The organism is Bacillus sp. T33-2, assembly GCF_002860205.1.
In the GTDB taxonomy this organism is placed as follows: Bacteria; Bacillota; Bacilli; order Bacillales; family Cytobacillaceae; genus T33-2.
In genome coordinates, this window is record NZ_PGVB01000002.1 from 394,975 (window position 1) to 406,113 (window position 11,139).

The 11,139-nt window shown below is 46.0% G+C and carries 14 protein-coding genes and 1 riboswitch; of the genes, 3 read left to right on the forward strand and 11 right to left on the reverse strand.

The window, feature by feature from the left end:
* The first annotated feature begins 215 nt into the window (after nucleotides 1–215).
* Entirely contained in the window at nucleotides 216–539 is a 324-nt protein-coding gene (locus CVD19_RS02360) for a rhodanese-like domain-containing protein (protein ID WP_374702858.1), read from the forward strand.
* A gap of 90 nt (nucleotides 540–629) precedes the next feature.
* Here the strand turns inward: CVD19_RS02360 and gcvPB are convergent, their stop codons facing one another.
* Genes gcvPB through gcvT form a run of 3 tightly spaced genes read right to left on the reverse strand, consistent with a single transcriptional unit; the run spans nucleotide 630 to nucleotide 4,558 of the window.
* On the reverse strand, nucleotides 630–2,087 hold the full coding sequence (gcvPB, locus tag CVD19_RS02365; protein WP_101580255.1) for an aminomethyl-transferring glycine dehydrogenase subunit GcvPB: 1,458 nt from the start codon (nucleotides 2,085–2,087) through the stop codon (nucleotides 630–632).
* Complete coding sequence (gene gcvPA, locus CVD19_RS02370; RefSeq protein ID WP_101580256.1) at nucleotides 2,080–3,426, reverse strand: aminomethyl-transferring glycine dehydrogenase subunit GcvPA; 1,347 nt, start codon at nucleotides 3,424–3,426, stop codon at nucleotides 2,080–2,082. The genes gcvPB and gcvPA overlap by 8 nt, the downstream gene beginning before the upstream one ends.
* Nucleotides 3,427–3,451: 25 nt before the next feature.
* Nucleotides 3,452–4,558 carry a glycine cleavage system aminomethyltransferase GcvT gene (gene gcvT / locus CVD19_RS02375; protein WP_101580257.1) on the reverse strand — a complete coding sequence of 369 codons (1,107 nt, stop codon included), beginning with the start codon at nucleotides 4,556–4,558 and terminating at the stop codon, nucleotides 3,452–3,454.
* A gap of 174 nt (nucleotides 4,559–4,732) precedes the next feature.
* Nucleotides 4,733–4,820: riboswitch (glycine riboswitch) on the reverse strand.
* Nucleotides 4,821–4,996: 176 nt separating this feature from the next.
* Here gcvT and CVD19_RS02380 point away from each other — a divergent pair.
* Together CVD19_RS02380 and CVD19_RS02385 are read left to right on the forward strand one after the other, a co-directional pair.
* Nucleotides 4,997–6,685 (forward strand): DEAD/DEAH box helicase, encoded by a 1,689-nt coding sequence (locus CVD19_RS02380; protein ID WP_101580258.1) that lies wholly within the window; start codon nucleotides 4,997–4,999, stop codon nucleotides 6,683–6,685.
* Nucleotides 6,663–7,457, forward strand: coding sequence for a YqhG family protein (locus tag CVD19_RS02385; protein ID WP_101580259.1), 795 nt, complete (start codon nucleotides 6,663–6,665; stop codon nucleotides 7,455–7,457). Before CVD19_RS02380 ends, CVD19_RS02385 begins: the two co-directional genes overlap by 23 nt.
* 57 nt (nucleotides 7,458–7,514) lie before the next feature.
* On the opposite strand, the gene CVD19_RS02390 is transcribed toward CVD19_RS02385, so the two are convergent.
* From CVD19_RS02390 to CVD19_RS02425, 8 genes are all read right to left on the reverse strand, one after another.
* Nucleotides 7,515–7,700, reverse strand: a complete 186-nt coding sequence (locus tag CVD19_RS02390; RefSeq protein WP_101580260.1) for a YqzE family protein — start codon at nucleotides 7,698–7,700, stop codon at nucleotides 7,515–7,517.
* A gap of 80 nt (nucleotides 7,701–7,780) precedes the next feature.
* Nucleotides 7,781–8,161, reverse strand: a complete 381-nt coding sequence (comGG, locus tag CVD19_RS02395) for a competence type IV pilus minor pilin ComGG (protein ID WP_101580261.1) — start codon at nucleotides 8,159–8,161, stop codon at nucleotides 7,781–7,783.
* Nucleotides 8,158–8,634: a competence type IV pilus minor pilin ComGF gene (gene comGF / locus CVD19_RS02400; RefSeq protein WP_257984996.1), complete on the reverse strand. Its 477-nt coding sequence runs from the start codon at nucleotides 8,632–8,634 to the stop codon at nucleotides 8,158–8,160. Before comGF ends, comGG begins: the two co-directional genes overlap by 4 nt.
* Nucleotides 8,564–8,920 (reverse strand): hypothetical protein, encoded by a 357-nt coding sequence (locus CVD19_RS02405; RefSeq protein ID WP_101580263.1) that lies wholly within the window; start codon nucleotides 8,918–8,920, stop codon nucleotides 8,564–8,566. Before CVD19_RS02405 ends, comGF begins: the two co-directional genes overlap by 71 nt.
* Nucleotides 8,904–9,314, reverse strand: coding sequence for a competence type IV pilus minor pilin ComGD (gene comGD / locus CVD19_RS02410; RefSeq protein ID WP_257984997.1), 411 nt, complete (start codon nucleotides 9,312–9,314; stop codon nucleotides 8,904–8,906). The genes CVD19_RS02405 and comGD overlap by 17 nt, the downstream gene beginning before the upstream one ends.
* A gap of 32 nt (nucleotides 9,315–9,346) precedes the next feature.
* Complete coding sequence (gene comGC, locus CVD19_RS02415) at nucleotides 9,347–9,658, reverse strand: competence type IV pilus major pilin ComGC (protein WP_101580265.1); 312 nt, start codon at nucleotides 9,656–9,658, stop codon at nucleotides 9,347–9,349.
* A gap of 33 nt (nucleotides 9,659–9,691) precedes the next feature.
* A complete protein-coding gene (gene comGB / locus CVD19_RS02420; protein WP_101580266.1) occupies nucleotides 9,692–10,726 on the reverse strand; it encodes a competence type IV pilus assembly protein ComGB in 1,035 nt (344 codons plus the stop codon).
* On the reverse strand, nucleotides 10,710–11,111 hold the full coding sequence (locus tag CVD19_RS02425; protein ID WP_257984998.1) for an ATPase, T2SS/T4P/T4SS family: 402 nt from the start codon (nucleotides 11,109–11,111) through the stop codon (nucleotides 10,710–10,712). The genes comGB and CVD19_RS02425 overlap by 17 nt, the downstream gene beginning before the upstream one ends.
* Nucleotides 11,112–11,139: the final 28 nt, after the last annotated feature.

Consider the following 11,139-nt stretch of genomic DNA (forward strand, 5'->3'; position numbering starts at 1 on the left):
TTTAGTCTATCAAAATTGATTTTAAAAGCAAAGCAGGTTGTTTGAGCGATATTTTGCGGTTGCTTCGCATTAATTTTGCAAATTCCTTTGCCCTTAATGCGGAAGGCCGATATAATTAATATTGGCTTAGTTAAGCTTGAAAGGAGAAAGAATCATTGGATACACTTTATTTTATTCTCATCATCACTGGCGCGGTGCTTATTTATTCGGCTATTATGTATTTCTACCAGCGCAGGATATTAAAGACGCTCACTGAGGAAGAATTCAAAAGCGGGTACAGGAAAGCACAGTTGATCGACGTACGCGAACCGAATGAGTTTGATGCAGGGCATATCCTTGGCGCCAGAAACATCCCTCTCTCTCAATTAAGGATGCGCATGAAAGAAATCCGGCCGGACAAGCCTGTCTATCTCTATTGCCAGAACGGAACCCGCACAGGCCGGGCTGCCCAGATGCTCCATCGCAAAGGCTATAAGGACCTGTCACAGCTTCAGGGCGGATTTAAAAAATGGACTGGAAAAGTAAAAACAAAAAAATAATGAATTTCCTATAAACAGAACCCCCTCCGGTAAGCAGAGGGGGTTCTTTCATTTGGCCAGAAGGGTCAGGCACTAACGCATAGCCTGCTTCTATTTTTGGAAGCGCAGTACAGGTTTCCTGGCAGCCATTGTTTCGTCAAGCCGGCCGACAACTGTTGTATGAGGGGCTTCCTGGACAATTTCAGGGTTTTCTTCTGCCTCCCGGGCAATCTGGATCATCGCGTCGATGAAGGCATCAAGGGTTTCCTTCGATTCAGTTTCAGTCGGCTCGATCATGATGCATTCTTCCACGTTTAACGGGAAGTATATGGTCGGCGGATGGTAGCCAAAATCAAGAAGGCGTTTTGCAATATCAAGTGTCCTGACACCCAGTTTCTTCTGTCGCTTGCCGCTGAGCACAAATTCATGCTTGCAGTGCTTATTGAATGGAAGGTCAAAATAAGGCTCCAGCCTTCTCATCATATAATTCGCATTCAGAACAGCATTTTCTGTTACAGCTTTTAAGCCATCCGGCCCCATGCTGCGGATATAAGTATAGGCACGCACATTGATTCCGAAGTTCCCATAATAAGGCTTTACCCGGCCGATTGATTGCGGACGGTCATAGTCCAGGACGAACAGGTCATCCTGCTTTTTCACAACAGGTTTTGGGAAAAACGGGATCAAGTCGGCTTTTACACCAACCGGCCCGGAACCTGGTCCTCCGCCGCCATGCGGCCCGGTAAAAGTTTTATGAAGGTTTAAATGCACCACGTCAAATCCCATGTCCCCAGGGCGGGCTTTCGAAAGGACGGCATTCAGGTTCGCTCCGTCATAGTAAAGCTTCCCTCCAGCGTTGTGCACAATTTCAGCCATTTCCAAAATATTTTCCTCAAACAGGCCAAGCGTGTTCGGATTTGTCAGCATTAAGGCTGCTGTATCCTCCCCAACCACTTTTCTCAAATCCTCCAAATCGACGAGGCCGTTCACATCCGATTTGACTGTGATTGTGTCGAACCCGGCAACGGTCGCTGACGCAGGGTTTGTACCATGCGCGGAATCAGGGACAATCACCTTTGTCCGTTTGGCATCGCCATTCGCCTCATGAAAGGCCCGGATCATCATCAACCCGGTCCACTCACCGTGCGCACCCGCCGCTGGCTGCAATGTAACCTCATCCATGCCGGTAATTTCCACCAAATGCTGCTGCAGATCATACATCAGCTCCAATGCCCCCTGGACCGAGCTCTCATCCTGCAGGGGATGGATATGGGCGAAGCCGTTGTAGCGGGCAACATTCTCGTTGATTTTTGGATTGTACTTCATCGTGCAGGAGCCAAGCGGATAAAACCCACAGTCAACACCATGGTTCCGCTTCGATAAAGCAGTATAATGGCGCATGATATCAAGCTCAGAAACTTCGGGAAGCTCCGGTTCTTCCTGGCGGATATATCCTTCTGGCAGAAGCTCGCTTAAATCCACTTCAGGCACATCCAATTCCGGGAGGCTGTAACCGATGCGTCCTGGCTGGCTGATTTCAAAAATGAGCGGCTGATCTTGCTTATGCATGGCAATCCCCCAATTCTTTGACAAAAGTATCGATCTCTTCCTTTGTCCTCAGTTCTGTTACGGCAACAAGCATATGGTTCTCAAGCCCCGGATAATCCCGGCCGAGATCATAGCCTCCGATAATGCCTTTATCCAGAAGCTCTTGATTCACCTTTTTGACAGGCCTGTTCAGCTTCAGGACGAATTCATTGAATGAAGGGCCCTCAAAAACGATTTCAAATCCATGTTCCGTCAATACTGATTTAGCATAGTATGCTTTCTGGATATTGGCGGCCGCCATTTCCCTCACGCCCTTTTTGCCCAGTGCCGTCATGGCAACGGATGCAGCGAGGGCATTCAGCGCCTGGTTTGAACAAATATTGGATGTCGCTTTTTCACGGCGGATATGCTGCTCGCGTGCCTGAAGCGTGAGGACGAATCCACGGCGTCCTTCTTCATCGACGGTCTGTCCAACCAGCCTTCCCGGAACCTTGCGCATCAGCTTGTTGGTTACGGCAAAATAGCCGCAATGCGGGCCTCCGAACGCCGATGGAATCCCAAATGGCTGGGCATCACCAGTAACAATGTCGGCACCGAATTTCCCTGGAGGTGTAAGCGCGCCAAGTGCGAGTGGATTGCTTGAAACTACAAACAAGGCTTTATTTGAATGAATGGCTTCCTCAAGCTCTTTCATTGGTTCGATTCGCCCAAAGAAATTGGGGTATTGGACGATCACGGCAGCTATATCATCGGAAAGCATGCCTTTTAGTGCATCCAGGTCGGTCACTCCATCGCGGTGGGGCACTTCAACAACTTCTATATATTGGCCATTCGCGTACGTTTTGACTACCTCTTTAGCCTCTGGATGGACAGTACTTGAAACGAGGACTTTTTTGCGCCTGGTCTGGCCTGCGCTAAGCATCGCAGCTTCAGCAAGGGCGGTCGCTCCGTCATACATGGATGAGTTGGCAACCTCCATCCCGGTCAGCTCGCAAATCATTGTCTGGAACTCAAAAATCGCCTGCAGCTCCCCCTGCGAAATTTCCGGCTGGTAAGGCGTGTAAGCCGTGTAAAACTCGGACCGGGAAATGACGTGGTCAACAATGACTGGCATGTAATGGTCGTAAACCCCTGCTCCGAGGAATGAACTGTTTGCCCTTAAATCTGCATTCTTTGCTGCAAGCCGGGCCAGTTCCTTCATCAGTGCTGATTCAGCTTTGGCCGGCTTGATATTATATTCGCCGGAAAACCTGACTTTTTCGGGAATATCACTGAAAAGTTCATCTACTGACGACACACCGATCGCTTCCAGCATGGCTTTTTTATCACTTTCAGTAAGCGGTAAATAACGATGCTTCATGTTTTGTCCCTCTCCTGCCCTTTTATTATTTCTTGTCCCTCTTATAAAAAGGTGTTGCTGCAACTGCCGCTTTTAACCGTTTGCCGCGGATTTCCACTTCGAGTACATTCCCAGGCGCTGCTTCGTCGGTTTCCAGCAAAACCAGGCCGATATTTTTCTTTAATGTCGGAGATTGGGTGCCGGTGGTTACTTCCCCGATTTTTCTGTCCCCTTTATATACAGGATAACCGTGGCGCGGAATTCCGCGCTCTATCATTTCAATTCCCGTCAGCTTTCTTGGAAGCCCGTTTTCCTTTTGCTGTTTTAAAGCCGCTTTTCCGATAAAATCTTCTTCCTTGTTCAATTTCACGGCAAAGCCGATCCCAGCCTCGAGCGGGCTTATGTCAGCAGAAAGCTCCTGGCCATACAGAGCAAGATTTGCTTCAAAGCGTAGAGTATCCCTTGCCCCAAGGCCACACGGGACGACTCCCTCTTCCTTTCCCGCTTCTAAAATTTCTCTCCAAAGGCTCACAGCATCCCGGGCATCACAATAGATTTCAAATCCGTCCTCGCCTGTATATCCGGTCCTCGAGACGAGCGCTTTATGGCCGTTCAATCCCACTCCCTGGCTAAACTTGAAAAATCCGATGCTGCCAAGATCAAAATCGCCAGCAAGCTTTTGCAGCACTTTTTCAGCTGACGGTCCCTGCAGGGCAAGCTGTGCCGTTTCTTCCGAAAGGTTTTTCAGCTGCACATCACTGGATAGATAGTCTTGAAGCCAGCTATAATCTTTCTCAATATTTGCCGCATTGACGACAAGCACGTAATGGTCATCCGCGAGTTTATATACGAGCAGATCATCAACAGTCCCGCCGTTCTCATAGCACATCGCTGTATATTGCGCTCCGCCGCTGTCCAGCTTTGACACATCGTTCGTCATCATTTTTTGCAGATAAGCGAGACTCCCGGTTCCCTTTACTTCAATTTCCCCCATATGGGATACATCGAATAGGCCGGCCCGTGTGCGGACAGCCTCGTGCTCATCTTTAATGCCGGAAAATTGCACAGGCAATTCCCAACCCCCGAAATCAATCGTCTTTGCCCCATAATCACTGTACGCTTCGTACAGAGGTGTACGCTTTAATCTTGTCATTATGTATCCCCCTTTTGGCATCTGAGCTTGGTGAGCCTGTGTTTCTGGCACAATGAAAAAGGACAGAACCCTCCCTAAAATATATGGAAGGTCTCTGTCCTTGTACCTGAAAGTTTACCTGGTTAGGTTATCCCCTTTGGTGGCTTCCATTGGTGGAAGCACTCTCCAGAGCTGCGTCAAACAAGAGTTCTTTTGCCTGAGAGATTCGCGTGTTCGCTTGCTCCTTCGGCGCTACAAAAGTAGTCTCTCCCCTTGCCATCATCCGCGTTTATAAATTTTTCCAGATTGGGCATGCTAAGTCATAATGCAATAAAAAATGGAACAATCCCGAAAAAATCCAACATAATGTTACAAATTTCAAAACTTTCAAAGCTATTTTCATCCTACCATTAACAGGCCTGGGTCGGCAATATATTTTACATAAAAGGAGTGTGCTAAATGGCCGTGCAAATTAACTTTGATTCTTCCTGGCAGGAGGAATTCACCGGACGCATTGCAAATGACGGCCCGTGGGGAAGCTGGGAACTTTTTAAACTGGCGGTTGAGGTTGAGAAACGAACCATTGTCCCCGAGTTTGAAGGCCTGCAGGCACCACTCCATCTACCCCAGCTCACTCCATTGCCCCACCAGCTTGAAGTGGCGAAGCAGGTAGTGGAAAACATGAATGGGAAGGCCATCCTTGCAGATGAAGTCGGCCTTGGAAAAACGATAGAGGCGGGCCTCATTTTAAAAGAATACATGATTCGCGGCCTTGTAAAAAAAGTACTCATTCTTGTCCCAGCCTCGCTTGTTTCGCAATGGGAGATGGAACTGAACAGAAAGTTTTACATTCCGGCTGTCGCCCAGCGAAAAAGCTATATGTGGGAACAATATGATGTTGTCGTCTCATCGATCGATACAGCGAAACGCAACCCGCACCGGGACATAATATACAACCTGGATTACGACCTGATCATCATTGATGAAGCTCACAAGCTAAAAAACAACAAAACCAAAAACTATGAGTTTGTCCAGAATTTAAAAAAGAAGTTCTGTCTGCTGCTGACCGCAACACCAATCCAAAACCGAATCGAAGAGATTTTTAATCTTGTTACCCTGCTGAAACCAGGTCATCTGGGCAGTGAAACAGCCTTTTTTGAAAAATATAAAAAAGGTTCACGCAATGTCAATGATGACCAGCACTTGCGTGAACTGGTAAATAAAGTAATGATCAGGAACAGGCGGGCCGATACGGGCATTGAATGGACTAAACGGCACGTAGAAACAATCCCAATTGAATTCACCAGGGAAGAACGCGAGCTGTACAATGCCATAACAGATTTAAGAAGAGAAGCTGACGGCCTTATGTCCAGCCAATTCTCACTGATGACATTGCAGCGGGAAGCATGCAGCAGCAAGGAAGCTGTCTTTTTTACGCTGCGGAATATGCTGCAGCGCCAGGAAAACCCTTCAAAGTTTTTCGAGGATACAATCGAATACTTAATGAGAAAAGTCGAAGGGATCACCAAAAATTCTAAAGCTGAAAAGGCGCTTGAATTGATTCAGCGTATAAATGATAAAGTAATCATCTTCACTGAATACCGGGCAACACAGCTATATTTGCAATGGTACTTAAAGCAGTACGGAATCAGTTCTGTCCCGTTTCGTGGAGGGTTCAAACGCGGTAAAAAAGACTGGATGCGGGAACTGTTCGAGAAACACAACCAGGTGCTTATCGCTACTGAGGCAGGGGGAGAGGGTATTAACCTTCAATTCTGCAGCCACATCATCAATTTTGATTTGCCCTGGAACCCGATGCGGCTTGAGCAGCGGATTGGCCGGATCCACCGTCTCGGCCAGGAGAATGATGTCATGATCTATAATTTTGCAACAAAGAATACTGTCGAAGAGCATATCCTAAAACTTCTGTATGAAAAGATCCAATTATTTGAAAAGGTAATCGGCGAGCTTGATGATATCTTGACAAAGCTGGAGTTTGGAAATATCGAGGACCATCTCATCGATATTTTCGGCCATTCTGCTACAGAAGGGGAAATGCGGCTCAAAATGGAAAACCTTTCAGCCATGATTCAATTTGCCAAAGACATGAAGGAAGGTGACGCTCATGCAGCAACAGGAAATCCATAATTTTCTTGAACGGTATTTCACAGCCAATGGTTGCCAAATAGTCGAAAACAAACCGGGATATCTGACTGTACAGCTTACGATAGAGCTTGACAAAGAACTGATGAACCGTCCTTTTTACTGGCACTACATTGAAAAAACGGGTGGCACTCCAAATCCGGCACAGCTTACATTTATCACCGACAAGCAGCTGGCCCCGGATAATGTCAAAGGGGAAATCATGCATTTCGGTTCGCCAAGATTGCACCAGATTTTTCAGTCAACGAAAAATTTGGCCGGATATATCCGGCTTTACGAAAATTTCCAGCCCCAATTGGGAAGGCAGAACCATTTGATGCCATGGCTTTGTATCAACATGAAAATATCGTATCAGTGTGACAGGAAGCGTGATGTCTATTATTCCATTGGTTTGCACCTGATCAACGGAAAAATGGTCGAAGGATTTCATGAAAAATTGCTCCAGATCCCGTTAACCCCAAAGATACCTGATTATACATTTACCTTATCCCCGCTTATCATGCCAAAAAGCGGGATTATCAGGGTCGAGACCCATTTAAGAAACATCATTGCAAGGGAAGACCATGCCTGGGCAGATGAGGCGATCCTGCGCTGGAAACAGGATCAGGCCCTGCTTGACCATTTTTACGAAAATGAAGACGAAAAATCCGACAGCTATGAAATTGAGAAATTGGCATTAAAGGAACAGTATGAGCCAAAAGTCAATATTTCCGTGATTAACGGAGGACTTTTTTATCTTACCGACACAGCTGTTTAATAATGAAAACACCCGGCAGGGCCGGGTGTTCCGAAGTATTCGCTATGAAAATCTGCATCAAAGCTGCTTCCTCTTTTTGATCATGGACATAAATACAAACGGAAGAATACCAAACCACCGATTCAGAAAGGTAGATTTCATTTCTTTCCTTTCCAGCTTGCTTTTTGTCCTTTCATCTTTTGGCTGGTCGATATACTTCACAACTGTCTGGGTGAGGTATTTTACATAATCATTTGTTTTCATTTGCACACCTGCCTTCTTTCGTTAACCAGTATGTCCATCCATTATGTTTTTATAACAAATTACAGCCTGGTTGGAATCAATCAGTTCCGCTCCACCCATTTGGTCATTTTTTTCATTTCCTTGTCATAATTGGCAAACCCGATTGATTCCTCATTTGTGTCCAGTTTCAGCCTGAAGGTAATTTGGTCGGTGGAAGCAGTCAATGGCTTTATTTCATAGATTACTTCGCCGGTTCGATACTGAATCGTGCCGCCGCTGCTTCCTTGAAGCGTTCCATCCTTAAGCAGCCTTTCGACCTGCCTTACAGCGCCCATCATATAATATTCCTGCTTTAAAATCGTTTCGGTCTCCTTATTAAACCTTTTTTCAGTTACATATTGTTGAAGGTTTATCACCAGCGTGAATGAAAAAAACATAAGCAGACAAATGGAAACAGGGTATGTAAAACCTTTTTCGTTCATAATGGGACCACCTCCAAATCAATGAACGAACGGACTGTGGAAGAATGGGCATCCCCCCTCTGGTCTTCGACAAAGATTTCCACACCATTTTCCGTCATTTCGTATCGGACTTCCGCAATATTTTGCAGAAGGATCTCATGCCCGGAGTAATCAACCCTCCTCCGGATATTAGAACCATACCTTTCATAAAGGATGGTCTGGCCCTCCAAGATCATAATCAGCTTTTCGTTCTGGACCATTATTTTCTCAGCTGTCCGGAGCTCCTTTTTTACCTGGCTGTTAAAAACCTCCCATTCCAACCGCTGGAGGCGGCTGTCCATAACCGCAGGTTCCAGTGCGCTTCTAATTCCCAGCGGAAGGAAGGATACCACCATGCAAAAAATGGAGAATGCAAAAAGCATTTCAAGGAGAGTAAATCCTGCCTGAGTCGACAAACCCGCATTTTCTGACTGGCTTTTTTGAATAACCCTCAAATTGCACACACACCTCCTCGGCAAGGCCCATACTGTTTCTCAAATAGGTTATCTTAAATTGAGTTCCATCTTTACTGACCACGTTCCCGTCACCAGATTCATCGCCGATGGATATTTCCTGAAGATTTTCATACATCAGCTGGACCGCATTTGCTTCCTGCTTCATTTGGCTGGATTGGCCAACCACCAGCATGGCCATCGGGAGCATAAAAGCGGCGGAAAGTATCCAGGCAGACAGCGAAAGAAGCATTTCGGCCAGAAAAAAGCCTTCATTCCTCCGCAACATACAAACGCCCCTTTCCTATCATGATGGTGATCCGGTATTTCTTGCCTCCAATCACAGCATAAAAAGATCCAAACCGGTTAACGTTCCCGTCAGGAAGGAAACGGAAATACAGTGTCATGGAACCACCCTCCAGCTTAACGGCCGACGAATACGTTTTCTCGACCAGTAATGGTCCGTCACCTCTTGTGTAAATATAGTAATAGCTTTTTTCAGGCATAATATGGACGTTCACTTCCTGCTGGTGGGAAATGGCATACTGTTGGGCGAACAGCAAATCTGATTTCAATTCAGCAATAAAGAGGTTTTTCTCAAGGAGGAAAAATTCGGGCCTAAGGAGTACAACCGAAATAACTGACATCGTCAGGAACGCGGCCATGACCAGCAATGTTTCCACAAGGGTAAACCCCTTGCTCCCGCAGGTATCCATTACTCTGCAGCCACGGTTGTTACTTCCCCGGATGTGGATATCGTGATATCCGTTCCATTAGGACAGCCCGCTTCACCGTTCTTTAGGTAGCCTTCGGTTTTTAATTCATCAACGCTGTCAGGAAGCCTGTTTTTATCGATTTCGAACGCCTGGACCTGGGCCTGGACCATTTTTACGTAAGCATCACAGCCCTTGTTGTTAATATTGGTGTTGTGCTTGGCTATGTTCGGGACCGTTATAATGAGCAGGACAGAGATTACTAGCAACACAATCATCATTTCTATCAGCGTAAACCCATTTTCATTTTTCAATTGAACCGCTCCTTCCGTTCATATTTTTGAAATTTATATCCCATCCATCAGGCGGAACATTGGAAGCAAAATGGCTAAGTACAACGATATGATCATCACAGCTATGAAGCTGTACAGGGCAGGCTGTAAAATCTTGATTCCTTTTTCGGTTCTTTCCTCCAGCTGGGATAAACAATGCCTGCTGTAGAAATAAAGCTCCTGGTCAAGTTTGCCATTTTCCTGTCCATGCTTTACAATCCTGCAAAACTCTTCCTCGAAAAAAGGGAATGTCGAAATAATATAATCAAGCTGCTGGCCTGCAGCGAGAGTCCTGTTTATTTCTGTGCCGAGGGCGGCAGCAAACGGGACGTTCCTGTTTTTCTCAAATACTTTAAGTGCATCATATACAGAAAGACCGCCTGAAAACAGGTAGCTTAACTGGATTGAAAAGAAATGCGTATACAAAAGCCGCAGCAGTTTCCCCACCACCGGCAATTTAACAAGCTTTTGTCTTTGTATGAGCGGATGGAACCTTTTAAAAACAACGGTATAGTAGACAAATGAGGCTGCACAGAGGCATAAAATCGCAGAAAATATTATGGGTGTCGCTGCACTTGCGGAAATGACAACGGACGTGAAAAAATTCGGCTCCAAATTCATATTCTTGAAAAGTGACATAAACTTAGGAAGCAGAACTTCATCGACAAAGAAAAGTAATACACCGGTGAAGATGATCAAAAACAGTGGATACGATGCAAGCCTGAGCATCTTTTTCATATCATTTTCCCGCTTAAGGACCAAATTGCTCCCTTCGACAATTGCTTCAGCCAGGCCGCCATGTGTTTCAGCAAAATAGATATAGCTTACCAGGTCCCTGTTAAACTTCAAATCCGCCACTATCTGTGAAAGCGGGTATCCTTCTTTTAATTGATCGAGGCATTTGCGAATCTCCGTTTTCCTGTGGGAGGATAAATAAAAAGACATTGACTCAAGCGCTTCAGCCAGCGGGTAGCCCCTCGATAACAGCTCTCCGGTCCTTTTCAGGAAGCGCGCCTGTTCTTCTACAGGCCAATTATTCTTCCTTAGCATCGAAGACCCACCTCCTGTATTCCGCCTCTTTGATAAATCCAAGGACAATCCCTTTTAATATCACGTCCTTCAGTGTTTTATAGTCGTAAGTCTGCTCCGTCCCTTTTGCTTCCTTCAAGACGGCTGCCAAAGCCCCTCCAGACAATATTTCAAAAACACTTCCCAGTTTGCTCCTGCCTGCAGAGTAGCAGTATGGTGAACACTCCCCATCACAATACGGGCATGTAAGCTCAACAAGTCTTTGTGCTGTGACCGCGATGAGTGTTTGCTCAATTTCAAGCCAATTGACACCAAATTCTATCAGCCGGTAAATTGCCCCTTTTGCGTCTCGCGTATGCATAGTCGTCAACACAAGATGTCTTGTATTAATAATAGAACAACGCAAATACAACACCCTCTAACCATTGAAGTTA

Excerpts from the sequence above, each read along its gene's own strand:
- CVD19_RS02360 (WP_374702858.1), top strand. The coding sequence starts at position 216 with ATGTATTTCTACCAGCGCAGGATATTAAAGACGCTCACTGAGGAAGAA.
- gcvPB (WP_101580255.1), bottom strand. The coding sequence starts at position 2,087 with ATGCATAAGCAAGATCAGCCGCTCATTTTTGAAATCAGCCAGCCAGGA.
- gcvPA (WP_101580256.1), bottom strand. The coding sequence starts at position 3,426 with ATGAAGCATCGTTATTTACCGCTTACTGAAAGTGATAAAAAAGCCATG.
- gcvT (WP_101580257.1), bottom strand. The coding sequence starts at position 4,558 with ATGACAAGATTAAAGCGTACACCTCTGTACGAAGCGTACAGTGATTAT.
- CVD19_RS02380 (WP_101580258.1), top strand. The coding sequence starts at position 4,997 with ATGGCCGTGCAAATTAACTTTGATTCTTCCTGGCAGGAGGAATTCACC.
- CVD19_RS02385 (WP_101580259.1), top strand. The coding sequence starts at position 6,663 with ATGCAGCAACAGGAAATCCATAATTTTCTTGAACGGTATTTCACAGCC.
- CVD19_RS02390 (WP_101580260.1), bottom strand. The coding sequence starts at position 7,700 with ATGAAAACAAATGATTATGTAAAATACCTCACCCAGACAGTTGTGAAG.
- comGG (WP_101580261.1), bottom strand. The coding sequence starts at position 8,161 with ATGAACGAAAAAGGTTTTACATACCCTGTTTCCATTTGTCTGCTTATG.
- CVD19_RS02405 (WP_101580263.1), bottom strand. The coding sequence starts at position 8,920 with ATGTTGCGGAGGAATGAAGGCTTTTTTCTGGCCGAAATGCTTCTTTCG.
- comGB (WP_101580266.1), bottom strand. The coding sequence starts at position 10,726 with ATGCTAAGGAAGAATAATTGGCCTGTAGAAGAACAGGCGCGCTTCCTG.